At 42.7% G+C, this 25,013-nt stretch carries 26 protein-coding genes; 14 read left to right on the forward strand and 12 right to left on the reverse strand.

Annotated elements, in window-relative coordinates; translation table 11 throughout:
• Positions 1 to 415: 415 nt before the first annotated feature.
• The 8 genes from Q0R52_RS04135 to ubiE form a co-directional block, all read right to left on the reverse strand.
• On the reverse strand, positions 416 to 1,201 hold the full coding sequence (locus tag Q0R52_RS04135; RefSeq protein ID WP_295792438.1) for a DUF6089 family protein: 786 nt from the start codon (positions 1,199 to 1,201) through the stop codon (positions 416 to 418).
• A 9-nt stretch (positions 1,202 to 1,210) separates the two neighbouring features.
• The gene (locus Q0R52_RS04140) at positions 1,211 to 2,092 is read right to left on the reverse strand and encodes an NAD kinase (RefSeq protein ID WP_295792439.1); all 882 of its coding nucleotides are present in this window, start codon (positions 2,090 to 2,092) and stop codon (positions 1,211 to 1,213) included.
• A 144-nt stretch (positions 2,093 to 2,236) separates the two neighbouring features.
• On the reverse strand, positions 2,237 to 2,899 hold the full coding sequence (locus tag Q0R52_RS04145) for a CBS domain-containing protein (protein ID WP_295792441.1): 663 nt from the start codon (positions 2,897 to 2,899) through the stop codon (positions 2,237 to 2,239).
• A 3-nt stretch (positions 2,900 to 2,902) separates the two neighbouring features.
• The gene (locus tag Q0R52_RS04150; RefSeq protein WP_295792443.1) at positions 2,903 to 3,670 is read right to left on the reverse strand and encodes an alpha/beta hydrolase; all 768 of its coding nucleotides are present in this window, start codon (positions 3,668 to 3,670) and stop codon (positions 2,903 to 2,905) included.
• 207 nt (positions 3,671 to 3,877) lie between these two features.
• The gene (locus Q0R52_RS04155) at positions 3,878 to 4,327 is read right to left on the reverse strand and encodes a GatB/YqeY domain-containing protein (protein ID WP_295792444.1); all 450 of its coding nucleotides are present in this window, start codon (positions 4,325 to 4,327) and stop codon (positions 3,878 to 3,880) included.
• 122 nt (positions 4,328 to 4,449) lie between these two features.
• Complete coding sequence (locus Q0R52_RS04160; RefSeq protein ID WP_295792446.1) at positions 4,450 to 5,208, reverse strand: SDR family oxidoreductase; 759 nt, start codon at positions 5,206 to 5,208, stop codon at positions 4,450 to 4,452.
• A gap of 167 nt (positions 5,209 to 5,375) precedes the next feature.
• On the reverse strand, positions 5,376 to 6,110 hold the full coding sequence (locus Q0R52_RS04165) for an outer membrane beta-barrel protein (RefSeq protein ID WP_295792447.1): 735 nt from the start codon (positions 6,108 to 6,110) through the stop codon (positions 5,376 to 5,378).
• On the reverse strand, positions 6,107 to 6,838 hold the full coding sequence (ubiE, locus tag Q0R52_RS04170; RefSeq protein ID WP_295792448.1) for a bifunctional demethylmenaquinone methyltransferase/2-methoxy-6-polyprenyl-1,4-benzoquinol methylase UbiE: 732 nt from the start codon (positions 6,836 to 6,838) through the stop codon (positions 6,107 to 6,109). The genes Q0R52_RS04165 and ubiE overlap by 4 nt, the downstream gene beginning before the upstream one ends.
• A 171-nt stretch (positions 6,839 to 7,009) precedes the next feature.
• On the opposite strand from ubiE, the gene Q0R52_RS04175 reads away from it, so the two are divergent.
• Both Q0R52_RS04175 and Q0R52_RS04180 read left to right on the forward strand, forming a co-directional pair.
• Positions 7,010 to 8,377, forward strand: a complete 1,368-nt coding sequence (locus Q0R52_RS04175; RefSeq protein ID WP_295792450.1) for a Gfo/Idh/MocA family oxidoreductase — start codon at positions 7,010 to 7,012, stop codon at positions 8,375 to 8,377.
• A gap of 113 nt (positions 8,378 to 8,490) precedes the next feature.
• Positions 8,491 to 9,198, forward strand: coding sequence for a DUF1080 domain-containing protein (locus tag Q0R52_RS04180; protein ID WP_295792452.1), 708 nt, complete (start codon positions 8,491 to 8,493; stop codon positions 9,196 to 9,198).
• Between the two features lie 307 nt (positions 9,199 to 9,505).
• On the opposite strand, the gene Q0R52_RS04185 is transcribed toward Q0R52_RS04180, so the two are convergent.
• Entirely contained in the window at positions 9,506 to 9,991 is a 486-nt protein-coding gene (locus Q0R52_RS04185; RefSeq protein ID WP_295792454.1) for a VOC family protein, read from the reverse strand.
• Positions 9,992 to 10,137: 146 nt separating this feature from the next.
• On the opposite strand from Q0R52_RS04185, the gene yihA reads away from it, so the two are divergent.
• The 4 genes from yihA (at position 10,138) to Q0R52_RS04205 (ending at position 12,732) form a co-directional block, all read left to right on the forward strand.
• Complete coding sequence (yihA, locus tag Q0R52_RS04190) at positions 10,138 to 10,755, forward strand: ribosome biogenesis GTP-binding protein YihA/YsxC (RefSeq protein ID WP_295792456.1); 618 nt, start codon at positions 10,138 to 10,140, stop codon at positions 10,753 to 10,755.
• A 16-nt stretch (positions 10,756 to 10,771) separates the two neighbouring features.
• Positions 10,772 to 11,191, forward strand: coding sequence for an OsmC family protein (locus Q0R52_RS04195; protein WP_295792458.1), 420 nt, complete (start codon positions 10,772 to 10,774; stop codon positions 11,189 to 11,191).
• 235 nt (positions 11,192 to 11,426) lie between these two features.
• A complete protein-coding gene (locus Q0R52_RS04200; RefSeq protein WP_295792460.1) occupies positions 11,427 to 11,735 on the forward strand; it encodes a hypothetical protein in 309 nt (102 codons plus the stop codon).
• Between the two features lie 481 nt (positions 11,736 to 12,216).
• The gene (locus tag Q0R52_RS04205) at positions 12,217 to 12,732 is read left to right on the forward strand and encodes a hypothetical protein (RefSeq protein ID WP_295792462.1); all 516 of its coding nucleotides are present in this window, start codon (positions 12,217 to 12,219) and stop codon (positions 12,730 to 12,732) included.
• Positions 12,733 to 13,042: 310 nt separating this feature from the next.
• Here the strand turns inward: Q0R52_RS04205 and Q0R52_RS04210 are convergent, their stop codons facing one another.
• A complete protein-coding gene (locus Q0R52_RS04210; protein ID WP_295792464.1) occupies positions 13,043 to 13,684 on the reverse strand; it encodes an START domain-containing protein in 642 nt (213 codons plus the stop codon).
• Positions 13,685 to 13,844: 160 nt separating this feature from the next.
• Here Q0R52_RS04210 and Q0R52_RS04215 point away from each other — a divergent pair, with 160 nt between their 5' ends.
• The 6 genes from Q0R52_RS04215 to Q0R52_RS04240 all read left to right on the forward strand — a co-directional run bounded on the left by Q0R52_RS04215 (position 13,845) and on the right by Q0R52_RS04240 (position 20,449).
• Positions 13,845 to 14,405 (forward strand): hypothetical protein, encoded by a 561-nt coding sequence (locus Q0R52_RS04215; protein WP_295792466.1) that lies wholly within the window; start codon positions 13,845 to 13,847, stop codon positions 14,403 to 14,405.
• 104 nt (positions 14,406 to 14,509) lie between these two features.
• The gene (gene gldG, locus Q0R52_RS04220; protein WP_366520848.1) at positions 14,510 to 16,924 is read left to right on the forward strand and encodes a gliding motility-associated ABC transporter substrate-binding protein GldG; all 2,415 of its coding nucleotides are present in this window, start codon (positions 14,510 to 14,512) and stop codon (positions 16,922 to 16,924) included.
• A 33-nt stretch (positions 16,925 to 16,957) separates the two neighbouring features.
• Entirely contained in the window at positions 16,958 to 18,082 is a 1,125-nt protein-coding gene (dnaN, locus tag Q0R52_RS04225; protein WP_252787933.1) for a DNA polymerase III subunit beta, read from the forward strand.
• A gap of 160 nt (positions 18,083 to 18,242) precedes the next feature.
• The gene (locus Q0R52_RS04230) at positions 18,243 to 18,905 is read left to right on the forward strand and encodes a DUF4397 domain-containing protein (protein WP_295792468.1); all 663 of its coding nucleotides are present in this window, start codon (positions 18,243 to 18,245) and stop codon (positions 18,903 to 18,905) included.
• Positions 18,906 to 18,911: 6 nt separating this feature from the next.
• Positions 18,912 to 19,631 carry a DUF4397 domain-containing protein gene (locus Q0R52_RS04235; protein ID WP_295792470.1) on the forward strand — a complete coding sequence of 240 codons (720 nt, stop codon included), beginning with the start codon at positions 18,912 to 18,914 and terminating at the stop codon, positions 19,629 to 19,631.
• 164 nt (positions 19,632 to 19,795) lie between these two features.
• Positions 19,796 to 20,449 carry a VTT domain-containing protein gene (locus tag Q0R52_RS04240; RefSeq protein WP_295792471.1) on the forward strand — a complete coding sequence of 218 codons (654 nt, stop codon included), beginning with the start codon at positions 19,796 to 19,798 and terminating at the stop codon, positions 20,447 to 20,449.
• Here Q0R52_RS04240 and Q0R52_RS04245 read toward each other — a convergent pair.
• Together Q0R52_RS04245 and Q0R52_RS04250 are read right to left on the reverse strand one after the other, a co-directional pair.
• Entirely contained in the window at positions 20,430 to 21,170 is a 741-nt protein-coding gene (locus tag Q0R52_RS04245; RefSeq protein WP_295792473.1) for a TMEM175 family protein, read from the reverse strand. The two genes, Q0R52_RS04240 and Q0R52_RS04245, sit on opposite strands and share 20 nt — an antisense overlap.
• 129 nt (positions 21,171 to 21,299) lie before the next feature.
• A complete protein-coding gene (locus tag Q0R52_RS04250; protein ID WP_295792475.1) occupies positions 21,300 to 22,133 on the reverse strand; it encodes a zinc dependent phospholipase C family protein in 834 nt (277 codons plus the stop codon).
• Between the two features lie 204 nt (positions 22,134 to 22,337).
• Between Q0R52_RS04250 and rpsT the strand changes: the two genes are divergently transcribed.
• Both rpsT and Q0R52_RS04260 read left to right on the forward strand, forming a co-directional pair.
• Positions 22,338 to 22,592, forward strand: coding sequence for a 30S ribosomal protein S20 (gene rpsT, locus Q0R52_RS04255; RefSeq protein WP_295792476.1), 255 nt, complete (start codon positions 22,338 to 22,340; stop codon positions 22,590 to 22,592).
• 189 nt (positions 22,593 to 22,781) lie between these two features.
• Positions 22,782 to 24,983, forward strand: coding sequence for a tetratricopeptide repeat protein (locus Q0R52_RS04260; protein WP_295792477.1), 2,202 nt, complete (start codon positions 22,782 to 22,784; stop codon positions 24,981 to 24,983).
• Positions 24,984 to 25,013: the final 30 nt, after the last annotated feature.

Raw genomic sequence — 25,013 nt, forward strand, 5'->3', positions numbered from 1 at the left:
AACGCAGGTGAATATTATTTATTGCAACAATGATGCAAATAAAAACAAAGATTTATTGGATTTAAGGATTGTAGGATTCCGGGGGCGATGGAATTATTGTTTATAGCACAGGCATGCGACCTGTGCTGACGAATGCCGCCCCGTTGGGGCTGGGTGTGTATGCTTATGATATGATTTGTTCCTATTTACTTTTAAAAAACTGGCATCTTTAATCGAAGAAAAACAGTCAAAGCCCCAAAGGAGCGCAATTCATCAGGGCAGGTCGCTGGCCTGCACTAAACAGACAGTCAACAACATTTTAAAACGATCTCCATGCCAATGATGATTGATGACGAATTCACGCTATGAAATTGACAAACTTCAGGCTTTAACACATTTCGTCTTTCGGACTTTACTGACTTTCCGACTTTCAGACTTACTGAAAATAACACTTCTGCGTAACAAAGGTGTACGAGAAGGTAACCTGTGCAAAAAAGTAGGTGTCGCGCGGGCGCGAATCGCCGCGTTGGGTACCGGGGATTCCCAGGTAAATGCCTGTTTTCTCACCCGAGCGGTCGGCAAGGGCCTTTGAAACACTTTGACCTGCACCTTTATTTACATAAACGCCGCTAACATCGTCCAGGTAATCGCTGAATGCGTTGCGGTAACCCAACTCGGCGCCAAGGGTAAACTTACCAGCAACATTATAATTAATGCCGGCGCCATACAAGGCAGCAAGCGTACTTGTAGGGTAAGGCTTTGGCTCTCCTTCGGTTTGGGCTGCTCTCAGGTCGTATTTTGCCCCGTTATAAATGGCAGTGGGGGAATAATTGACCGAAGCAACGCCTAAAAAAAGATACGGCGAGTATTTATTTTTTCCCGCATCGGGTATATAATGCATAAAGTTAAACTCACCTATCAGGCTTATCTCACTTAGTGTTGTGGTGAAGCTTAAATTCCTGTCGCGGAATTGCTGGTTGTTTGAGTTGCTGTCGGCAGCGGCAATTTTGCCGTAGGTGTAATTTAACCTGGCGGATAAATACCCGTTAAAATTCCGCTTTGCAAACGCGCCGAAAGAATAGCCACTAACCTTTACCGGGTTCTTAGGGTTCAGATCGCCCATGTAGCCCGAACCTCCGGCACCTGCGCCGAACTCCCAGGTTTGCGCTTTAAGGCTAAAGGATAAAAACACTAAAAATATGATTGGTACAAGTTTAGCCATCAGCTGAATTTAGTAATTGCGGACATCAAGGCCCCACAACAATTTGTTCCTTAACGTTGATAAGTAACTTTCATTATTCAAACGGATAAGATTTAGCCTGAATTCGGCTTTGCTAACCTGGAAACGCATGGTTTTATCAATAATTGCAGTACGCGAATCGCACGACACCAGGTAATTATTACTGCGGCATTCTACGTCAAAAGCCAGTATGCTGGTATCTGGCAGCACTATCGGCCTCACGTTAAGGTTATGGGGTGCTACCGGTGTAAGTACAATACTGTTCGACTCGGGGAAGATAATCGGGCCACCACAGCTTAACGAATACGCTGTTGAGCCTGTTGAGCTTGATATGATGATACCATCGCCCCAATAAGAGTTCAGGAACTCCTTATTTAAAAAAACGTGGGTGGTAATCATCGCCGCATCGTCCCGTTTGTGAATGGTGATATCGTTAAGGGCAAAATTGTCCTTGCCAAATATTTCCATTTCAGAATCTATGCTCAGCAGTTCGCGGCTATCCAGTGTGAATTGTTTGTTTACTACAGCATAAATGGCAGCGTCGATATCATTTTTATTGATGCTTGCCAAAAAGCCAAGGCGGCCAAAATTGATCCCTATTACGGGGATGCCGGAGTCGCGTATAACCGCAACCATATCGAGCAAGGTCCCGTCGCCGCCAAGCGTTAAAAATAAATCAATGAACCCTTTTAGTTTAACGGTATCATCCAGCACTTTATAATGTACCGATTTAACATTCTCCTTTAAAAATTCACAAAGTTGCGGGTGAACGTAAATCTCGACGCCATGCATCGCCAGATTGTCAAACACCTGCTGAATATAGGGAACAACTATTCCGTCATTAAATTGCCTGCCGTAAACTGCTATTCTCATTAGTTCATTGGTTCATTTGTTCATTAGTTCATTGGTGGGTAGTTTGATACCTGCCTGTGGGATTTCGTAAAGGGAATAATTATCTAAATCTTTCTGCTATTTTAATACCTGGTACAAATGAACTATGAACCATCAACTATGAACTCAGAGGTTTAAATAGTTCATCAACGAATTATACCTGTCTCTCGAATTGTCGTTTTCGTCGCTGTGATTAAAGGTTGCTTTGATGTCGTATTCGTATCGTAAAAAAGTGGCAATTATGGCCGATATATCCTGTTTATTTACCTTCAGGGTAACTTCCATCCTGGTTGAATCGGGGAAGGTACGTACGTATGAGCTCAGTATTTGCGCATTGTCCGACTCCACTATCTGCGCCATGTGGGCAAGTGAGTTATTTTTGTTGCTTATCTCGAGCACAATTATACCGCCCGGCTGGCTTACCGAAGTAAGACCGGCAAAATATTCCGTTAAAGCATTAATGGTAATAAGGCCCAAATAATTTTTGGCAGCATCAAGCACCGGAACAACGGTTACCTGCCGCTCGTGAAACAGGCGGATAACATCATAAATATGCTGCCCTTCCAGCACGTATGGATTAACCAGCGAAAGGGTGAGCGCGCCCACAGCCGTTTCCAGGTCGCTCTCCCCTATTAAATCGTTTTCAGACAATAAACCCAAAAACTGTTCCTCGTTTACAATTGGCAAATGGCGTATACGAAACTCCACCATACGGTCAATAGCCTTCTGAATCGGGTCAGAAGTATGTACCGGTGGTATTGCATCAGCTATCAGTTCAATTGCAAGCATCTTTTATTTATTTAGATTTATTTTTTCTAAAAACGGTTTTAAGTACTTGTTAAACTCTTCGGGTTGCTCCATCATAGGTGCATGCCCACATTTATCTATCCAGTGCAGTTCCGAATCGGGCAGCAGTTGGTTAAATTCAACCGCAACCTCCGGCGGGGTAATTTTGTCATCGCGCCCCCATATTAATGATACCGGAACTTTTATCTTATGCAGATCGGCGTTCATATTATGGCGTATGGCCGATTTTGCCATTGCCAGTATCCTGATAACGCTGTGCCTGTCATTTATTATACGATATACGTCATCAACTAGTTCTTTGGTTGCCGTATTTGGGTCATAAAAAGTATATTCTACCTTCTCTTTCACAAAATCATAACTCTCGCGCCGTGGGAAGGAGCCGCCAAAAGCATTTTCATACAGGCCCGAGCTACCGGTTAATACCATTGCCTTCACATAAGTTGGATGCGACAACACATATATTAAGGCCACATGCCCACCCAATGAGTTGCCCAGCAGCGTTACGTTGTTAAGCTTTTTATACTTTACAAACTTGTGCACATACTTAGCAAGGGTTTTAACCCCTGTAGTTAATAACGGTAAATCATATATCGGCAGTATTGGTATAATTACCCTGTACTGCCCCCTGAATTCCTCTATCACCTTATCCCAGTTGCTCAATGCACCCATTAAGCCGTGTAATAACAACAGAACTTCTCCTTCGCCCTCATCGATATAACTAAAACCGTGTTCCTCTTTAAGCACGAAATCCATATAAATTTGTAAAGTTTAAATTTTAAACACCCGACTGTCAATTCTGCCGGTTTGCATCTTCAAATATTTTCGCTATAAAAATAGCTTATTGCTTGTTAGATGCAAGTAATTCTTAGTTTTTTAGTTGATTAAGTTGCATTAGGTTGATTGGGTTATATTAAGTTATTAATTCTTTAACTTAATCAACCACTCACTTAATCCACCCTATCAACCTAACAATTGCTTCACCACTTCCGATATCGTCCGGCCATCAGCCTCGCCTGCCAGTTCTTTGTTGGCAATGCCCATTACTTTACCCATATCGCTAACCGATGTTGCACCAATACGACTAATCACTTCCTGCAAGTAACCCTCAATTTCAAAACGGGTCATTTGCTGTGGCAGGTAAGGCTCAATAACCTTCATTTCGTCCATTTCAATTTGGTACAAATCCTCGCGGTTTTGTGTTTTATAGATCTCTGCCGATTCCTTGCGTTGTTTTACCAGTTTTTGCAACACTTTAATTTCAGCTTCGCCGGTCAGTTCTTCAGCAGCACCCTTTTCGGTACGAGCCAAAAGTAAAGCCGACTTAATTGCCCGCAGCCCCCGCAAACGGTCGGCCTGTTTTGCCAGCATAGCTTGCTTTATATCCTGGTCTATTTGTGTTATGAGTGACATTTTAATTTGTGATTTAGCGAATTGGTGAATTTTTTATTTGGATTTCGGATGTTCAATTTCGGATTTATTATGCAGTGAGTTTTTTCCTAATCTCTAACCTCTGGTATCTAATCTCTTTGTTGCTAATCTCTAAATATAGTGGTCGCATTTGCCTGCGCTGTTGGCATTACTACCATATCGTTAATATTTACATGTGCCGGGCGCGATACAGCAAACCAAATGGTTTCAGCTATATCATCGGCTACCAACGGATCGAAGCCGTCATAAACCTTTTTGGCCCTTTCTTTATCGCCTTTGAACCTAACTTCCGAAAACTCAGTTTCCACTGCTCCCGGATGTATAGCCGTTACTTTTATGCCATGTGGCAACAGGTCAATCCGCATGCCTTTATTTAGGGCATCAACCGCATGTTTACTGGCACAGTATACATTGCCATTGGCATAAACTTCTTTACCGGCAATCGAACCTATATTTACAATATGCCCGCTGCCGTTTTTTATCATCCAGTTGGCTACTATTTTACTTACGTAAAGCAAGCCCTTTACATTGGTATCAATCATGGTATCCCAATCGTCAAGGCTGCCTTTGTCAACCGGGTCTAGCCCTTGGCTTAGGCCGGCGTTGTTAATCAGCACGTTTACCTTTTTCCATTTGGCGGGTAAATTTTCAAGATTATCAGCTACCTCTTCCCTGTTCCTTACGTCGAACTGCGATACAGCAATTTCAACGTTGTATTTGGTATTTAGCTTTTTTGCAAGCTTCTCCAGCCTGTCAATCCGCCGGCCGGTTAATATCAAATTATACTTTTCGCGCGCAAATAAATGAGCGCAAGCCTCACCAATTCCTGATGTGGCGCCTGTTATTAATGCAATTTTAGCCATACATAGGTAACTATCGCAGCGAAATTATGTTTTTTGATTGGATAAAGTTGTCATTTATTAGCAAAGATTTGTCAAGTTCCGAGTCTAAAGCCAGAAGTCTTAAGTCAGAATTTAGACTTAAAACCAAGATTTTTGACTCAAGACTTTCCACTTAGGACTCTTCCACCCTACTCAAAAATCAAACTAAAAGTAAAAGTGTGCAGCCCAAGACTGCTAATGGGACTGGAATAAGGGTGGTTTTCGGGCACCAAAACATTGCCAAACGAGTTTGACATCTTAATCTCGGGCGACAGCTTAAAAAATTCGAAATAAATATCGCAGCCAATTCCCGCCTCATACGAGCCGAAACCGCCGGCGTTTTTAACCAATTTGTTCAATGGGTCGAGGCCGGTATCGGCGTTCTTTTTTGAGCCAATGGCAAGCGAGTATTTTACGCCGCCTAAAATGTACGCCCGGAAATCCTGTATTCTATCCGATTTTATTTTCACCTCCAGCGGAAAATCTACCGTGGTGGATTGTATTTGCTTGGTAACGTTGTCGGTACTTTTGGGATAAATGTAGGTAATCGACCGGTCAGCAAAAACGAGTGAAGGATTTCCCCGCACCTCAATATGGTCGGTAAGCCGGTAGCGGGTTATAAAGCCCACACCAAAACCGGTAGCATTTTTTGAGCTGATACTCCGCAAGGAGTCGGTGATAAACCGGTTTACCCCCGGGTCGAAAAACGGATCGCGCCAGTTGGGCTTTTTATCAATTTTAAAGTAATTGCTAACATAACTGAAGCTAAAACCAAAGCTAAGATCGGTTTGGTCGGCGCCGCCACCCCATGCAGGCGCCTGGGCAAGTAGGGCATTACCGCAAAATAATAATATAATAATGGTCAGGTAACCGTTTTTAATCATTTAATACCCGTATAAATTGAACAAATACCAAACGCCAAAGGCCTGTGTTTGGTATGTTTAAAGCCTACTTTATCCATAAGCGCCGTAAACGTTGTCCCATCAGGAAAAGCAGCTACCGACTCAGGCAAATAAGTGTAGGCCCTTGCATCTTTCGAAAATAATTTACCAATTCCGGGTGTAATATAGTTAAAATACACGTTATACAGCTGTTTTACAGGGAATACCTTCGGTTTTGAAAACTCCAGTACCACCGCCTTTCCACCCGGCTTTAGCACGCGGAATATGTCGGCAAGCCCTGTTTCAAGGTTTTCAAAATTGCGCACGCCATAGGCCACGGTAACCGCATCAAAGCCATCGGAATCAAAAGGCAGCTTTTCCGAATCGCCAAGCTTTACTTCAAATTTATCGCCCAAATTACGTTTGGTTATTTTTTGCTGCGCGATATCGAGCATCCCCTGCGAGATATCAACCCCAATGATTTTTTCGGGTTTAAGTATAGTTAAGGCCTCAAAAGCAAAATCACCTGTACCGGTGGCTACATCCAAAATCAATTTAGGTTGATTTGATTTCAATTCATTAATCGCCTTTTTGCGCCAGATGATATCAATACCAAGCGACAAGAAGTGATTTAAAAAATCATAAGTTTTTGATATGTTGTTAAACATGTCAGCTACCTGTTCCTTCTTGGTGCCCTGCTGGTCGGTATACGGAATTATTGTTTTGCTCATGGAGCGGCAAAGATAATGATTATTTGATTTCGGATTTCGGATGTTCGATTTCGGATTTGCCTGACGTCGAAAAAATGGATAAAAATTGACAAATCATATATTTTGATACTATATTTATCAACCCATTAAATAAATCCGAAATCGAACATCCGAAATCCGAAATTCTCTATCATGAAAGAAAACGACGAACCATCCCGAAGAAATTTTCTCAGAAAACTTGGTACAGCCACCGCCGCAGTTGCTGTTGGCTCAAACGTATTTGCGGCCGATAAAAAAAACGATGTTTTTTCCTACTTAAAAAGAACAGGCGGCTTCAGCGCTAACGACCAGGTAAATATTGCCCTGATAGGCGCCGGGGGGCAGGGTAGCGAAGACACAAACGTGGCGTTACAAATCCCTGGTGTAAAGCTGGTCGCCGTTTGCGATTTGTATGATGGCCGCCTTGCCGATGCTAAAAAGCGCTGGGGGGCTGATATTTTCACTACCAAAATTTACAAAGAGATACTCAACCGCAAAGATATTGACGCCGTAATTATAGGCACCCCTGACCACTGGCACCAGCAAATATCTGTTGATGCCATGCATGCCGGCAAACACGTGTATTGTGAGAAGCCAATGGTACACGCCATAACCGAGGGCCCGGCAGTGATACAAGCTCAAAAAGAGACCGGCAAAATTTTCCAGGTGGGCAGCCAGGGCGTATCGTCATTAGGCAACGAAAAGGCAAAAGAACTTTTGGCAGCAGGCGCTATAGGCCAGCTTAACTATGCCGAAGGCTTTTGGGCAAGGCGCGGACCTGTTGAGGTTTGGCAATACCCCATCCCGGCCGATGCATCGCCACAAACTGTGGATTGGGACACCTATGTGAGCAACGTGCACAAACGCCCATTTGATGAGAAACGTTTTTTTCGCTGGAGAAACTATACCGACTACGGCACAGGCATGGCCGGCGATTTATTTGTACACCTGTTCAGCAGTCTGCACCTTGTTACCGGTTCTCACGGGCCTGAAAAAATTTACGCTTCGGGCGGGTTAAGATTCTGGAACGATGGCCGCGAAGTACCTGACGTTTTATTGGGCACATTCGACTATGCAAAAAACGATATGCACCCGGCTTTCAACCTGTCGTTGCGCTGCAACTTCGTCGACGGTACCAGCGGTACAACCTACCTGCGCCTGGTAGGCAGCGAAGGCGCTATGGACATCACCTGGGATGAGGTGGTATTAAAACGAAACAAAGTATTTGCCTCAGCCGACCCTTTTTACCTCGAAAAACTTCGCCAGGCCGGCGACCGGAATCCGGAACGTAAAAAGATGCTACCGCCGGAAGAAATAACCTATAAAGCCGACAAAGGTTACCTGGGCGGCCCGTACGACCATATGAATAATTTCATCACTGCTATTCGTAACAACGGCAAGGTAACGGAAGATGCTACCTTCGGGTACCGCGCAGCAGCACCGGCTTTATTATGTAACGATAGCTATTTTAACAACAAACCCATGTTCTGGGACCCGGAGAAGATGGTGAAAAAAGGTTAGCCCGGAAAGTCGAAAAGTAAAAAGGTTGGAAATTATACCGTAGGGGCAAATTGCATTCGCCCCCGCCATGCGGTTTACAAATATCAGCCACAATTTAATACGAAAAACACAAAATGAAAAAACTAAGCATACTCTCAATTGCCCTAATACTATTGGGTTTACAAGCATTTAAAATTCCCCCCAATAAACCAGTCACTTCATCCAGCAAAATAAAAACATGGAAAAGCTTGTTTGATGGCAAAACCCTCGCAGGCTGGCACAACTATAATAGAAAAGGAGAAGTAAAAAACTGGATTGTTGAAGACGGTTCGCTGGTTTGCCCCGGCGGCATTGAGGGTGGCGATATTGTAACAGATAAGCAATACGCCAACTTTGAACTATCGTGGGACTGGAAGATTGAAAAAGGCGCCAACAGCGGCGTTTTATACCATGTGGTTGAAGATCCTAAATTTCCGTATACCTCTGAAACCGGCCCCGAATACCAGATCATCGACGACCTTGGCTGGCCCGAAAAGCTGGAAGATTGGCAAAAAACCGGTTGCGACTATGCCATGCACCTGCCAAACAACAATAAAAAACTAATGCCCGTAGGCGAATGGAACACCAGCAAAATCATTTTCAATAAGGGGCATGTGGAACACTGGCTGAATGGTAAAAAGATTTTATCCTTCACCGCATGGGATGCAGACTGGAACAAGAAGAAAGCCGAAGGCAAATGGAAAGATCACCCCGACTATGGCACGGCCAAAACCGGCGTAATTGCTTTACAGGAGCATGGGAAGAAAACGTTTTATAAGAATATCTGGATTAAAGAACTGTAATGTAACAAGCGAATGACGCTTTGGTATGCAAAAAGCGGACAAGACCCGGTGTAAACCTATATCAGTATTACGGTATATTTTTATGTTGCTGTTCACAGTGAAACATAAGGAACAGGGTGGAACAGTAACGGCTCGGCCCAGGGCATGAAAAAGCCTGTTTCTGTATTAATAATGCACTTTTTGCCTTATTTGCTACCCAAAAAACGCGAAAAGTACTGACAAATTAGTGTCAGCACTTTCGTAAAAACAACGGCGGCAAGCGTTAGGCTTGCTATCCCTTAATCCCTTCACTAAGGAGAATCATGGTTCAGACGGCTGCCAGCAACCCTTCCATATCCAATCTCCTTGTAAACATAGTCAGTTCGCCATTTTCATCAAGCGGCCATTGCTCTTTCGGCCTGTCCCAATATAATTCCACACCATTGCCATCCGGATCATCTAAATAAATAGCCTCGGATACGCCGTGGTCTGATGCTCCGGTTATCGGGTATTTTTTGTCAATCAGGCGTTGCAGTATTTCAGCCAGATCTTTACGCTCAGCATATAATATAGCGGTGTGATATAAGCCGGGAGCATATTCGGGTGCAGGTGGTGCTCCTGCACTGTGCCAGGTATTTAAGCCGATATGGTGGTGGTACCCTCCTGCCGATATAAATGCAGCCTGCCCGCCGTACATCATCATTTTGTCGAAACCCAGCAAACCGCAGTAAAAATCGAGCGATTTTTGCAGGTCGCTTACTTTTAAATGCACATGGCCAATGCGGGTTTTTGCCGGTATTTTATACGCTTCCATATAATTACATGTTTAAACATCAAATTTACGAAACATTATGATACTCTTTTGTTTAATGATTGTAAAATAGCTAATTATACCAATAATTTATGCTGTTTCACATCTCATATTTACCATCTCAAAACTAAAAACCCTACCTTTGCAGCATGATTATTAAAACAGCCGAGTTTATTTGCAGCAATACCCAGATATCAAAGCTACCGCCGCCGGTGAAGGCTGAGTACGCTTTTATCGGGCGCTCAAACGTAGGTAAATCGTCGCTGATAAATATGCTTACGGCTAAAAAAGGGCTGGCAAAAACATCACAAACTCCCGGCAAAACACAGCTTATCAATCATTTTCTAATAAATGATAACTGGTACATTGTTGATTTACCCGGTTATGGCTACGCCCGGGCGTCAAAAAGCAAAAAAGCCGACTGGGATAAGTTCATCCATAGCTACCTCGATAAGCGCGAAAGCCTCCAGTGCGTAATGGTACTTATTGACAGCCGCCTTGAGCCGCAAAAAATAGACGTTGAGTTTTGCAACTGGCTTGGCGAAAAAGGCCTTTCGTTTGTATTGGTGTTTACCAAAGCAGATAAGCAATCAACCGTAAAAACAGATCAGAATATCGCTAAGTTCCGCAAGGCGTTGTTAGCTACTTTCGAGGAAGTTCCGCAGCACTTTGTAACATCGGCCGAAACACATGCCGGGCACGACGAAATCCTGGCTTTCATCAGCAAGATAAACCAGCAATTTACAATACCTGAAATAAATTACTAAACAAACATTAAAAACTATGAAACGTACAGCACATGCCCATTGGAACGGTACTTTAACCGAAGGTAAAGGCGAAATTACTACACAAAGCACCACCCTGAACAACACCCAATACTCATTTAAGACCCGTTTCCAGGACGGGATTGGTACCAACCCGGAAGAATTGATTGCCGCAGCACATGCAGGCTGCTTTACCATGGCAGTAGGCGCGCAGCTTAGCCAGGCAGGCTTTACGCCGAACGATTTAACCACCGACGCAATTTTAGACCTGGATATGCAAAAGCTGGAGATAACCGGCATTCATCTTGAACTTAAAGGCTCGTTGATTGACGGTGTTTCTGAAGAAAAATTCAAAGAAATTGCTGAAGGCGCGAAAGCAGGTTGCATTATATCAAAAGCGCTGAACGTGCCTATCACATTGACTGTTACTTATGCTTAATTATTTTTTGGTTAATTAAGTTAAGGACCTGTTATTAACAGCAATTTACAATAACCGGTATAAAAAATACAACAACTATTAATTAATAAATAGCGGGGCGTAATCCTCGCTATTTTTGTTTGTATCTGCCTGAAAATCACATTAAAATCACATTAAAAATATATTAACAAATAGTATTGTTTTTTATTAAATTAATATATTTGATATATTATAAACCAATTAAAACCTAAATTACATGAAAAAAATTCTATTAGCGCTTTTCGTGCTGGGAGTAACAGCATGCAGCAGTTTTGCACAAACTTCCAAATCATCAGATGCGGCCAAATTTAGCATCGGTGTTGACGCAGGCCTGCCAATTGGCACAACCAGCGATGTTTACAGCTTTGCTATCGGCGGTTCGCTTAAATACGACATGCCAATCGGAAGCGGTGCTTTTGTAAATTTGTCAGCAGGTTACCAATCATTTATGGTAAAAAGTGCCCTTAAAAATGCTGGCTTTCCATCATCTTCAGGTTTTGTGCCAATTAAAGTAGGTTTGAAATAATATTTTGATGGACAAGGCTTTTATGGCGAAGGCCAACTGGGTGTTGCATTCTCAACAGAAAGCGGTGGCGGTAAAGCATTTGCATATGCTCCGGGCATAGGCTATACTCTTGACGGCGGCTTTGACATTGGCGTTCGTTATGAGGCATGGTCAAATAATGGTACCGTTAGCCAGATAGCGTTACGCTTAGCTTATGGTTTTTAAGTGAATAGTTAACATAAATAGGCAAAAGAGCAGGGTAATGTCCTGCTCTTTTTATTTACAGGCTTTTTTTAAGCAAATATTTTTGCTAACCCGGTAATTTCCAAGTTATTTAAACACAGTCGCTTACACCTAAAAAATTAGTTTCAACGTTCGAAAGAGGCCTGTTTCTCCCAAAAAGCCTGTAACAACCCGTCTGTTTCCGGCGTCTATAGGTGAAATAAAGGTAAAATAACACGGTGTTGTTTTATCAAAACTTAAACACAAATCAATTTCACACATGAAAAAAATTCTATTAGCATTATTCGTGCTGGGAGTAACCGCGTGCACCAGTTTTGCGCAAACAAAAGATTCAGATGCCGGTAAATTCAGCATTGGTGTTGACGCAGGCCTGCCAATTGGCGACGCCAGCAACGTTTACAGCTTTGCTATTGGCGGTTCACTTAAGTACGATATGCCTATCGGCAGCGGTGCTTTTGTAAACTTAACAGCCGGCTACCAATCATTTATGGTAAAAAGCTCACTTAAAAACGCTGGCCTTGGGTTCCCATCCTCATCAGGCTTCGTTCCGGTAAAAGTTGGTTTAAAATATTATTTTGAAGGACAAGGCTTTTATGGCGAAGGCCAGTTAGGCGTTGCATTTTCAACCGAAAGCGGCGGTGGCAAAGCGTTTGCTTACGCTCCGGGCGTAGGTTATACCCTGGACGGCGGCCTTGATTTGGGCGTGCGTTACGAAGCTTGGTCAAACAACGGAACTGTTAGCCAGGTTGCATTACGTGTGGCATATAGCTTCTAATTTAACGTGGGTTCGATATAAGAACACAATCCTATTAGCTGCGTGCGACGCAACAATAGCTGGTCGTCGCCTCACCCTGCCCTCTCCAAAGGAGAGGGTTCTGAAAAGGAATTTCCGAAGAGCGAAGCTCAAGTCCTCTCCTTTGGAGAGGATTTAGGTGAGGCGAAACGCAAGCTGTTAAGTAAAACGATGTGGATTTATTAATACCAATGCGTATATCTAACTCACATTAATTTAAATATCAGTACTATTAAAAACAGCCGGGGAAAACTCCCCGGCTGTTTTTGTTACTAATCAATGCTTTTTCTGGCTAGTCTTTAATAAAGCTTAGCTCCGCATCGTGGTATAAAGGCTTTTTTATTTGCGATTTTAGGCCCTGGAAACTTTTCATTGGTCCTTCCGCAGCAAAAAGATTTACCAGCCAGGCCGGGAGGTTGCCACCGGGATCCAACTGTAAGGTATACACAACTTTTAGGAAATTCTTCTTCAGCGGCGTTATTACCCACAGTCCTTTTGACGAGCGCACCCGTACAATACCATCTTTTACCGGTACCATTCCATTCACAGCAGGGCCATCAATTGTAATAACCTTAGTCTCGGGGTTTTGGCTTACTGTTAGGTGCGCAACAAAATCACGGTTCTGTACCGGCCATGGGATATTTATCTCTGAATAATAATATAGTTCGCCGGGCGAAACCTGCTTAACAAGTGTGCATAGCTTTGTATGATAAAGCCATTCGGGACAGTTTTTCACGTCAAGCAAAACCTTTACCAGCTGCGATGAGGTGGCATTAAGTTCACATTCAACTTTTATCGCCTTAAATTTCGACCCGGTAACATTGCTGGTGTATACCTTTATGCCATCATTTTCACTCTTAAGTTTCCAGTCTGTTTGCGCAGAAACACCGGAAAGCTTTAAAACAAGAAATGTAGCAATAATGACCCTGTACATTAAAAAATTGTTATATAAATATCAAATTTAAACTTCCTTACGGTTCCTGTAGCAACTTGTGTGCTTTTTGACATTATACAGGCAATTGGGCATCGTTGCCATTTTTTTCAGCCTGTTTGCAACTAATCTTTGAATTTTCTTTATGTTTATGGCTTTAGGTATGAAGAGAACTTTACTGTTGCTAATTGTTGTTTTGATGTGCTCGCTGGGTGCCCTCGCGCAGGTTACCATGAAAACGCACCTAAGCCTGGGCGTCGAATATGGGCTAACAACGGGAAGTCTTTCTGATTTCTACGGTTCGGTTATAGGTACATCATTAAAAATAGAAGTTCCCGTTGGTTCTCCCGACTTTAATTTAACTGGCACTATTGGTTATACCGCTTACCTGGTACGTCTTGATTATAATGGCCCCCTTGTTTTAAACGCCGAAAAATTTATTCCTGTTGAGATTGGCGCCAAATACTATTTCACCAAAATAGCCTATTTTGAAGGTGATGCCGGTATATCGCAAAATGTGCAAAGCAATTTTACGGGATCAAAAACAGCATTTATTTATTCGCCTATGATAGGTATTTCTGCCCCCAGCAACAACCATAAATCAACCATTGATTTAGGTTTGCGGTTCGAAAGCCGGGGTGATAACCACCAGGTTGCCGTTCGGGTAGCCTACCGTTTCGGGCCAACATTTCCGAAGCCCGAAAAACCGAAAGGGGCTAAGTAAATCCCTTCATCCTCCTTTTTATTTTTTTCGTATAAATGTGCCCAACAATCGTTTTGCTTTAGCGCATTATTGTGTAATTTCGGCGTTTATCACTCAATACAAAAGTGCTTAGCATCCTTAAAAAAGAAATCACGTCATATCTCAGCTCACTGGTGGCCTATGTTACCATTGGGGTGTTTTTATTAGTACTGGGCCTGTTTTTATGGGTATTCCCCGAGTCGAGCATACTTGATTATGGCTATGCCGGTTTAGATAGCCTTTTTAACACTGCCCCCTACCTTTTTATGTTCCTGATACCGGGCATCACCATGCGGTCGCTGGCCGAAGAACGTAAGGAAGGCACCTTCGAAATTCTGCTTACCCGCCCCCTTGCCGACTGGCAAATTGTGCTGGGCAAGTATTTTGCATCGTTGCTGCTGGTGTTGTTTGCGTTGCTGCCTACCCTGGTTTATTATTATTCGGTTTATCAATTAGGTGCGCCAAAGGGCAATATTGATACCGGCGGCGTAATTGGCTCGTATATTGGTTTATTTTTACTCGGCGCAGCATTTGCCGCGATTGGTTTATTCGCGTCCTCAATAAGTAAAAACCAGATCATAGCGTTTACGATAGCTGTATTCCTGTGTTTCTTTTTTTACAGCGGGTTTGATTCATTAAGTCAGTTATTGTCGCTACAGAGCCTTAGCCTGCAGGACCTGGGCATTACCCAGCATTACCAATCAGTAAGCCGCGGCGTGCTGGATACGCGTGATTTGGCCTATTTTATAATTTTGACGGGATTATTTATTTGCCTTACGCTATTTGTATTGATAAGACAGCGCCAAAAAAGCCTGCGTGGAGCAGATGCAATATTTTGCGGTACCACCCTGGGCGTTTTGATACTCCTTGGCGTATTGTCAAATGTCACTTTTACCCGGTTTGATTTTACCAAAGAAAAACGGTTTACCATATCGCCAATAACACGTGGCATAATGAGCAACCTTAAAGACCCGGTAAGGATTGTTGTTTATTTAAAGGGCGATAACTTTTCGGCTGAACTGAAACGGCTGCAACATGCCACCCGCGATATGCTGCTTGATTTACAGGCCTACAGTCATGATAAAATTCAGTTTGAATTGGTGGATCCACTGGCGTATATTAAAAAATTACCCGATGCCCAGCAAAAGGCCGTTTATGATACCCTGGAAAGCAAAGGTATAGTTGGCGAACAACATACCGTAAAAACCGATAACGGTGTTTCCGAAATGCTGATTTTCCCCGAGGCTTTGGTGCAGTTTGAGGGCCGCACAATTGCAGTTAAGCTACTTCAAACACGCATTGGTTCGTCCGGGGAAGAAATCACCAACAACTCTATCCAAAACCTGGAATATGCCTTTTCATCGGCCATAAAGAAAGTAACCAGCGGAGGCAAGCCGCTTATTGGCTTCACAGAGGGGCACAGGGAACTAACCGATTTACAATTGTATTGGGCCATGAACTCGCTAGCCGACGGGTACCAGGTTGGGCGCGTTAATTTGGCCACCATCCCGCTAAAGGTATTGCTGCGCCTGAGTATGCTGGTAATCCCCAAGCCTGATACCAAATTCAGTGAGGTTGAGAAGTTTAAGATAGATCAATACATTATGCGCGGTGGCCGTGTGTTATGGGCCATTGACCAGGTAAATGCCGAATTAGATAGCCTGAAGGGCCATGGCGGTGAACAAATGTCGTTCCCGAAGCAACTTGACCTGGATGACCAGCTTTTTACCTACGGTGTGCGCATTAATTACGATTTGATTGCCGATATGCGCTGCGCTCAAATTCCATTAACTACCGGCTCGGCGGGTGGCCAGGCCCAAATACAGCTGTTGCCCTGGTTATATTATCCAATTTTTATCCCTGCATCAAAAAACCCGGTGGTAAAAAACCTTGATGGCATCCGCAGCGAGTTTGCCAGCACTATTGACACCCTCGCCATAAAAAACGTAAAGAAAACGGTACTACTTACCTCATCTCCCTATAATAAAAAAATAAGCGCGCCGCATATTATTTCGTTGCAGGCTGTTCAGCAAGAGCCAAACCCTAAGGAATTCCGGGGCGAGCCCCAAACAGTAGCCGTATTGCTGGAAGGCCAGTTTAAGTCCGACTTTCAAAACCGCCCGTCACCCGAAGGCCTGAACGAAAATGTACCTGTACTGCCGCTAAGCAAACACACCAAAATGATTGTTGTGAGCGATGGCGACATACTAAAGAACCAAATAGGTGCCGATGGCTCACCATACCCCCTTGGGTACGACCATTATACCCAGCAAAATTTTGGCAACAAAAATCTTTTACTGAATATTGCCGACTACATGACCGACGACTCCGGCCTGATAGACCTGCGGACGAAGGAAATAAAAATACGGCTGCTTGACAGGCCGCGCATCCGGGTTGAAAAACTATACTGGCAGGTTTTTAATAATGCCCTGCCCTTGGGTTTGTTGGTAATATTTGCTATTTTTCAACATTATATGCGCAAAAGAAAGTATGCTCATTAAATTATTTACTTTTGATAGATTAATTCCAATTATATGAGATTTATTGTTTCTACATCAACATTACTAAAGCAACTACAGGCTGTTAGCGGGGCCTTGAGCAATAGTACGGTGTTGCCCATACTTGAAAACTTTTTGTTCGAGATAAAAGATGGAAACTTAACGATATCGGCCACCGATCTGCAAACCAGCATGACCACTTCTTTGCCTGTTGAGGCTAAGGAAAATGGCCGTATAGCTATACCCTCGCGTATTTTGTTAGAGACTTTAAAGTCGTTGCCCGAGCAGCCTGTAAATTTTTCGGTTGATGACACTACGTTTGCCATTGAAATAAACGCCGGCGACGGTAAATACAAGCTAAACGGTGAAAACGGCGAGGACTTCCCTAAAATACCTGTTGTTGAGAATGCTTCGTCAGTAAATCTGCCGGCTTCTGTTTTAGGCGAAGCGATAAACAAAACCATTTTTGCGGTTAGTAACGATGAGTTGCGCCCGGCAATGACGGGGGTTTACTGCCAGCTGTCTACATCGTCGCTTACGTTTGTAGCTACCGATGCCCACAAACTGGTACGCTACCGCCGTAAAGATGCCAAAGCTGCAAGCACAACATCGTTTATATTGCCTAAAAAAGCGCTTACACTTTTAAAATCATCGCTGCCAAGCGACGATGTTAATGTTGCAGTTGAATACAACAGCACCAGCGCATTCTTCAAATTTGGCAACATTAACCTGGTTTGCCGTTTGATAGACGAACGTTACCCTGATTACGAAGCGGTTATCCCGTTAAATAATCCGAATAAATTAAGTATCGACCGCCAGGCATTTTTAGGCTCGCTTAGCCGCGTTGCTATTTATGCCAACAAGACCACCCACCAGGTAAGGCTTAAAATAAACGGCAGCGAGCTTAATATATCATCAGAAGATATTGATTTTGCCAACGAGGCGCACGAACGTTTAAGCTGCCAGTATGAGGGCGAGGATATGGAAATTGGTTTTAACGCCCGTTTCCTTATCGAGATGCTTAAAAACTTAAGCTGCGAAGAAGTGTCACTTGAAATGTCGACCCCTAACCGCGCAGGTATCCTGTTGCCACAGGGTGGTGACGAAAATGAAGATGTACTGATGCTGGTTATGCCGGTAATGTTAAATAGCTACGCATAAACAGTGAGTAGTGAATGGAGAGTGGTTTTAGTCTTAACTAAACCTGCCAACTGCCAATTCGCTACTGCAACTAATAAAAAGAGTCCGGCGTAAAAACCGGACTTTTTTGTTCAACACTATAACAAAACTTATTATAAGCAGTTATAATAGCATTTACTGTATGAAAACCAGGTTAGCCGCTTTATTCTTTATTATTGCTATTACCGTTTTGGCATCATGTAAAAGCAATGATAATGTATTTACAAAAAAGGTTTCAACAGCCATAAATGTTGTAAATGCATCGGCCGGTAACATAAATTTTTATGTAAACGGCACCCGCCAAAATAACACTTCGGCGTTGACGCCGGGCGGCCAAACTTTTTACCTTACAGTGCCGGCGGGCTTACAAAACTTTCAAATTAAAAAAGATGGCAGCCCCGATTATTTAATAAGCATACCGCTAAATTTAAAAGACAGTTTGTACCACTCGCTTTACATAGCCGGCGAAAGTCTTGATAAAACATTAGTAACTATCGATACTTTGATAGTAGACACCAACAAGGTTCAATTACGATTTGTGCATACAACACCCGGCGCCGGTATTTTCGATGTTAAAATTGGCGATACACTTAAATTTCATTCCGCATTTAAAACATCGTCATCGTTTTTATCTGTTGGAAGCGGATTAAAAGAAATAAAGGTTTTCGAGACGGGTTCGTCAACACCTAAAATAGATACCATCGTATCGATGTCGCCAAACAAAGGATACACAATATTTACGAAAGGTACGCTAACTGGAACAGGCAGTTCAAAATTCAGCCTGGGCATGGCGCTTAATTTTTAATAGGATATGAGTTCAAAAATAAAATGGAAAATATCGGCCTTCCTGCTTACTTTTTTAGCAGTATTTTGGTTTATGTCGATATTATCTTCGTGTGGTAAAGGCGCTAACGTAAGTACTGCAAGTCTCAACATTAAATACGAGGTATTAAACTTAAGCCCGGATGTTTTACCTATCGACCTTTATATAAGGTTCCTCAAAACAAATAACACGCCGTTTAGATATTCGGTAAACCAGGGATATTTTGTGGTGCCATATACCGACACCCCTTACCTCATACGATCTAATAGGATTAACGGCGGACCTGCTATACTCTCCCGGTCGGATATTTTGACCAGGAACGCGCAATACAGTCTTTTTATAACAGGCACCGTTGCTGATAATTCGCTCAAGACAATTTTTACCGTCGACACCGCCATCCTGCCCAAAGTTGGCCGTGGAAAAGTACGTTTTGTTGACGCCTCCCCATCGGGTATTAACGGACTTGATGTTTATGCCAACGGCACGAAAGCGTTCAGCAAGATAAAGTATCCCACTTTTTCGGACTTTGTTGAATTACCAATTGGCAACTACGATTTCCAGGTTTATGCGACCGGTTCATCCTCTGTACTAACAACCTTAACAAACTTTCAAATTGATGATGGTAAGTTGTACACCCTATACGCTTACGGCTACACCACCAGGCCGGATTCAGCTGCGTTTAATGCTGCGATAATTACTAATAAGTAGAGGCACATGTCGTAAAGTTGAAATGTTTGAAGTTTGAAAAGTTACCCTTTTTAAGCCTGCAAAGTTTCGATCATCATCAACATTACAACTTTCAACGTTGCAACTTTCCAACGAATTGGAATCTAATCAACAAAAAAACATATTTTTGCCCAAATCTTAAAACAGTGGAAGTAATTAAAGGCATTATTGATTTTATTTTACACATCGACAAGCATCTGTCTGACATAATCAGCCAATATCATGGCCTTACTTATCTAATACTGTTCGCCATAATTTTTGCCGAAACCGGCTTTGTGGTTACACCATTTTTACCCGGCGACTCACTGTTATTTGCTGCAGGTGCGCTTATCGCCGGCGGGGCTACCGGCTTAAATATATTTTTGTTGGGGATTATACTGATAGTTGCCGCATTTGCCGGTAACACGGTTAACTATCTGTTAGGCAACTACCTGGGGCCGAAGGTATTTAAAGAAAAAAATAAGATACTTAAGCTTGATTATTACCTGCAAACCAAGGCTTTTTTTGATAAACATGGCGGCAAGGCGGTTATTTTCAGCCGGTTTATGCCAATAATACGCACCATTGCACCCTTTGTAGCAGGTGTTGGCAAAATGCCGATAGGCCGTTACAGTTTATATAATATTATTGGCGGCGCTGCCTGGATAATCCTTTTCCTGTTCGCCGGTTTTGAATTGGGTACTGTCCCCTTTTTTAAGGCACATTTTGCGCTGATCGGGGTTGCAATTATCCTGATTTCAATTATCCCGCCAATTTATGCAGCTATAATGAGCAGGGGAACTAAGAAACCTGCTCGGTAATACCGCCGAATCTTTTTCGCGCCTTTTTTCCGCGTATGGCAAACAGAAAACTGTAAAGGAAAGGTATCGCCATATAAATAAACCCTGAAGTACCTTTATCCTTTAGGGGCGCCAGCAATACAAACAAAATTCCGATAATACCCAGGCAGGCGTTTAAAATATTTAGCAATATAAAAGTGTCTGTCTCAAATATTTCGCTTGGCGAAAGTTTTATTTCTGCGGCTTGTTTTTTGGCGTGAACGTGCATCAGGTAAAACAGCAGGTAAATAGCTGCGTAGCCCGAGTGGTAAACATACATTAGCGTTGGCTGCTGCTGTTCAGTTATCATAATGCCGATATGGCCATGGTCGTTATAATGGCCTCCGGAAAATAAAGCAGTAAAAAGGAATTTCAATGGATATACGTACATCAGCACCACGAAAAGCAGCATGGCATTCAATGAGGTAACGCGTGCATCATTTAGGCCGTACCTGCGGAAGTAAATATTCTGGCTGTTCCATATCGTAAACAAAATACCAAAGCAGCAGGCAAATGCAAAAAAGCCTTTAAAAACTTCAAAAAGCTCATCGAAAGTCTTTGGCACCTCCAGCGATACCATAATCAGCGTAATTGCAAAAGCAAAAACAGCATCGCTAAATGTTTCCAACCTCGAGGGTTCGTGGCTGCGCCATACAAATACGGATTCCTTCTTTTTGGTTAGTGATGCTATTTTTTTTCTCATGCGTTATTCAGTTAAAACTACCACTTTTCCGGCTCTATACAAAGCTTCCTCGTTTTGTATTTTCGTTTTTTCGGCATCGCCCATCGGCTTTGCAATTAATTTATTCAAATCGGGCTGGCCGGCATCAACCTAGGCCGAATACCAATAACTGCCCACAGATAATATTGACTCCCGCATTCGGCGCTGAACCATACCCTTCAACATCTTTTGATAGGCTTCAGCGTATCCTGCAGAATAATCCTTAACCTCCTTTTGCCCACGCCGTACCATTGCATACTTTTTATCAGCCGGGAAGCTTCTATCAAGCAGGCGTTCAAAACGGAGCACGGTATCGACCCTTGCAAACGAACTGCGGCATATTTTAAAAGCCTCGGTTAAGGGGTTTTGAATATAACGCGCTTTCCCCGCATAATAATGATAATGGTCGCCAAACAACTCGGGGAGCCGGCTTTCCCATAAGGCATGTATACCGGTTTGGTTGGTTAGCTGTCCGTTATAATTTTGTGTTAAATGCAAAGGCACATGCGCATCCGCAATATAATGCCCAAGGTTGGCTGATGTATTTAATATGGCAGTTGTGTCGTGCTCTTTAAACGCCCGCACCAACCTGTAATAGTTGTATTGAATGGTCCAGGGTACCGTTCCGTACTTATCGAGTGTGTCTGCTGTATATTTCGCAGCGGCATCGTACCAGTTATGCGGAATGCGTTTAAACGGGTCTTTCCCATATTGGTCGGCGTTCAGAAAGTGCCGCCTGGCCTCAGTTGAATCCACGTAACGCCGTTTGTCGGCGCTGATGGCATGCTGGGTCAGATAGTCGATATTAGCGCGGTAAAAACCAGCCATGGGCTTAGGCAAGGTGTAAATAGCGAAGCGCCCAATCCTGTAGTGAGCATAAAATCCCCAGGAGCAGCACGTTGTTACAATTAAAATAGCCGCGCTAAACTTTAGGAAAAATTTCATAACCAAATATAATGCGAATGTTTAATTCAACCCGGTGCAAATGACAATTACCTGGATTTAGGATAGTTTAAGCAAACATTTCAACCTTAAAACATTACAACTTTTCAACATCACTAAAAAAATAAAAAAGGTGTTTGATATTAAAAATAATCACCCTATATTTGCAGTCCTTAAAAATATAAGAAAGAATAACAAAGCTATACAATGGCAAATCATAAATCATCATTAAAAAGGATCCGTTCGAACGCTGCTAAACGCTTACGTAACAGGTACCAGGCTAAAACCACCAGGAACGCCATAAAAAAATTAAGAGGCACAACCACCAAAGCTGATGCAGGTGCGCTTTTAGTTAAAGTTATATCAATGCTTGACCGTTTGGCTAAAAAGAATGTTATTCATAAAAACAAAGCTTCGAACAATAAGTCGAAACTTACAAAGTTTGTTAACGGCTTAAAATAATATAAAGAATTTTTCAATAAAAACCCGCTTCGGTAAAACGAAGCGGGTTTTTCTGTTTTATCGCCTCCCGTTTTAAAGTGTTCAGAAAAAAATAAAAAAAATACCAAACAAAGTCGCCCCCGCATCACGTATAAAAGGCTGTAAAACAGACATTGTGCTAAACGCTATTAAAACTAAAAACAATTGACTTTGAGGATTTATATTACCTTATCACTATTATTTGTTTCAATTTCAGGGTTTGCCGGTATCGACAGGGGTCGGGTAGATAGTCTGAAAACACTGATAGCATCAAAGCTTGCAGGGGCCGATACTACAAGTATTAACAGGCTGAATAACCTGGCAGCAAGCTACTTTGATTCAAACCCCGACAGTACCCTTTATTACGGGCACAAAAGCGTCGACCTATCGCGTAAAATTAACTATAGGGCCGGCCTCGCAAACGGACTGTTGCAAACCGGGCACGCCAATTTTTTTAAAGGTAGGTTTGCCCAGGGTCAGCAGGATTTTGACGAGGCAATTGCTATTTACAAAAGCATAAACGATTTACAAGGGCTTGCCAACGGCTACAAATTATACGGCCGCATGGACAATTTGCTGGCCAAATACGAAGTAGCCCTGCATTACCTGAACCTTGCGCTTGATATTAACAAAAAGCTCAAAAACGACGATGAAATTGCCGACTGTTATAAAAACATAGGTATAGTATATTTTAGCGAGGGCCAAAACTCAACCGCACTTGATTATTATTACAAAGCGCTTGAAATTACCCTTAAAAAAAATGACGATAAGGCTTCTGCTGCTATTTACAATGATATTGGCGTAGTGTTGCAGGGCATGGAAGTTTACCCTAAGGCACTTGAGTATTACAAAAAAGCATTAAACCTGTTTAAAGGCACAAACGACCTTAACGGCGTTGGTACCGTTAATGAAAATATAGGTGAAGTATTGATTGCCCATAAAGAATACGACCGCGCAATTGTGTACTTGACTAAAGCGATTAACATTGCCAAAAAACAGGACGACAAAGATGGTATAAGCTCGGTTTATACCGACTTAGGTTTGTGTTTCGCACATAAAAATCAGTTTATCCTCGCGAAAAGCTATCTTGACAGTTCGTTACAAGTTGCAAGCAAATACAAAATAGTTTACAACCAGGCTTACGCCCTCATAGGCATGGCGACTATGTACAACCTGCAGAAGGATTTTAAAAAGGCCTTTGTATACGCCACACAGGGCCAAAGTTTAGCAGCTACATTGCGTAATTTAACGGTCCGTTCAAGTGCGGCTTTGCAGCTGAACAAAACGCTGGCAGGCTTAGGCAAATACGGCGATGCCTACCAGATGCTGCGCAGGTATAATGAATTAAAAGACAGCCTGAATAATAACGAAAGCCTTCAAAAATTAACATCATATAACCTGGCGCTTGATTTTGCGTCAAAAGAGCATCAGATTGCGGAACAACATCGCGAAAAAGACGAATCGTACAAACAAAGAATAAAGCAGCAGCGCCTGATAAATACCATCTTTTTAACCATTATAGCAGCCATGGTTGCTGTTTCAATTGTGTATTACAGGCAAAAACGCAAGCAGCAAAAAATAAATGCCATGCTTGAGGAGAAAAACAGCGAGGTGCTGCAACAGAAAGCCGACCTTGATGACCAGGCACAAAAACTAAATAACCTGAATACTTTAAAAGACCGATTGATATCGGTACTGGCGCATGACCTGCGGGCACCATTAAGCACCTTACGGGGGCTATTCAGCCTGCTGCAGGACGAAACAATATCGCACGAACAATTATTGGATATGATACCGAGTGTGCTTAAAAAGCTTGAGTACACATCTGACTTTTTGGACACGCTATTGTTTTGGATTAACAGCCAGATGGACAACTTCGAAAGTTCGGCAAAGAGCTTTTATTTAAAAGATATTGTTGCATATGAAGCCGAGAGCTACCATGAGCAAGCCAAATTAAAAGGCATTACCCTTATTGATAATGTGCCACATGACGCTGTGGCTTCGGCCGACCCGAATTCAATACGTATTGTTATCCGTAATTTGATAACCAACGCAATAAAGTTTTCAAAACAGAACGATACTATCGAAATCCAGGCCATTCAGCAGGATGATCACAACTATGTTATATCTGTCAAAGATACTGGTGTAGGGATGAGCGATGACCAACTTGGCAAATTATTTAAGAGCAAGGTTAACAGTAACGCCGGCACCGACAATGAGTCGGGCACAGGCATGGGCATGTTGTTTTGCAAAGATCTGGTTGAAAAATGCAGTGGAAAGATTTGGGTGACCAGCAAAAAAGACCAGGGCACTAAGTTTTCGTTCACCGTACCGATGGGAACGTTGACTGAAAAGCGACTGGAAGTGGCCTAAAAGCCTCTCTCGCATATCGCAGGCTGATGC

The sequence above is a fragment of the Mucilaginibacter sp. genome (genome assembly GCF_025359345.1).
Taxonomy (GTDB): Bacteria; Bacteroidota; Bacteroidia; order Sphingobacteriales; family Sphingobacteriaceae; genus Mucilaginibacter.

Excerpts from the sequence above, each read along its gene's own strand:
- yihA (WP_295792456.1), top strand. The coding sequence starts at position 10,138 with ATGATTATTAAAACAGCCGAGTTTATTTGCAGCAATACCCAGATATCA.
- Q0R52_RS04160 (WP_295792446.1), bottom strand. The coding sequence starts at position 5,208 with ATGGCTAAAATTGCATTAATAACAGGCGCCACATCAGGAATTGGTGAG.
- Q0R52_RS04140 (WP_295792439.1), bottom strand. The coding sequence starts at position 2,092 with ATGAGAATAGCAGTTTACGGCAGGCAATTTAATGACGGAATAGTTGTT.
- Q0R52_RS04200 (WP_295792460.1), top strand. The coding sequence starts at position 11,427 with ATGAAAAAAATTCTATTAGCGCTTTTCGTGCTGGGAGTAACAGCATGC.
- dnaN (WP_252787933.1), top strand. The coding sequence starts at position 16,958 with ATGAGATTTATTGTTTCTACATCAACATTACTAAAGCAACTACAGGCT.
- Q0R52_RS04210 (WP_295792464.1), bottom strand. The coding sequence starts at position 13,684 with ATGTACAGGGTCATTATTGCTACATTTCTTGTTTTAAAGCTTTCCGGT.
- Q0R52_RS04185 (WP_295792454.1), bottom strand. The coding sequence starts at position 9,991 with ATGGAAGCGTATAAAATACCGGCAAAAACCCGCATTGGCCATGTGCAT.
- Q0R52_RS04165 (WP_295792447.1), bottom strand. The coding sequence starts at position 6,110 with ATGATTAAAAACGGTTACCTGACCATTATTATATTATTATTTTGCGGT.
- Q0R52_RS04175 (WP_295792450.1), top strand. The coding sequence starts at position 7,010 with ATGAAAGAAAACGACGAACCATCCCGAAGAAATTTTCTCAGAAAACTT.
- Q0R52_RS04180 (WP_295792452.1), top strand. The coding sequence starts at position 8,491 with ATGAAAAAACTAAGCATACTCTCAATTGCCCTAATACTATTGGGTTTA.
- Q0R52_RS04145 (WP_295792441.1), bottom strand. The coding sequence starts at position 2,899 with ATGCTTGCAATTGAACTGATAGCTGATGCAATACCACCGGTACATACT.
- Q0R52_RS04235 (WP_295792470.1), top strand. The coding sequence starts at position 18,912 with ATGAGTTCAAAAATAAAATGGAAAATATCGGCCTTCCTGCTTACTTTT.
- rpsT (WP_295792476.1), top strand. The coding sequence starts at position 22,338 with ATGGCAAATCATAAATCATCATTAAAAAGGATCCGTTCGAACGCTGCT.
- Q0R52_RS04250 (WP_295792475.1), bottom strand. The coding sequence starts at position 22,133 with ATGAAATTTTTCCTAAAGTTTAGCGCGGCTATTTTAATTGTAACAACG.
- Q0R52_RS04230 (WP_295792468.1), top strand. The coding sequence starts at position 18,243 with ATGAAAACCAGGTTAGCCGCTTTATTCTTTATTATTGCTATTACCGTT.
- Q0R52_RS04195 (WP_295792458.1), top strand. The coding sequence starts at position 10,772 with ATGAAACGTACAGCACATGCCCATTGGAACGGTACTTTAACCGAAGGT.
- ubiE (WP_295792448.1), bottom strand. The coding sequence starts at position 6,838 with ATGAGCAAAACAATAATTCCGTATACCGACCAGCAGGGCACCAAGAAG.
- Q0R52_RS04135 (WP_295792438.1), bottom strand. The coding sequence starts at position 1,201 with ATGGCTAAACTTGTACCAATCATATTTTTAGTGTTTTTATCCTTTAGC.
- Q0R52_RS04245 (WP_295792473.1), bottom strand. The coding sequence starts at position 21,170 with ATGAGAAAAAAAATAGCATCACTAACCAAAAAGAAGGAATCCGTATTT.
- Q0R52_RS04205 (WP_295792462.1), top strand. The coding sequence starts at position 12,217 with ATGAAAAAAATTCTATTAGCATTATTCGTGCTGGGAGTAACCGCGTGC.
- Q0R52_RS04150 (WP_295792443.1), bottom strand. The coding sequence starts at position 3,670 with ATGGATTTCGTGCTTAAAGAGGAACACGGTTTTAGTTATATCGATGAG.
- Q0R52_RS04215 (WP_295792466.1), top strand. The coding sequence starts at position 13,845 with ATGAAGAGAACTTTACTGTTGCTAATTGTTGTTTTGATGTGCTCGCTG.
- Q0R52_RS04155 (WP_295792444.1), bottom strand. The coding sequence starts at position 4,327 with ATGTCACTCATAACACAAATAGACCAGGATATAAAGCAAGCTATGCTG.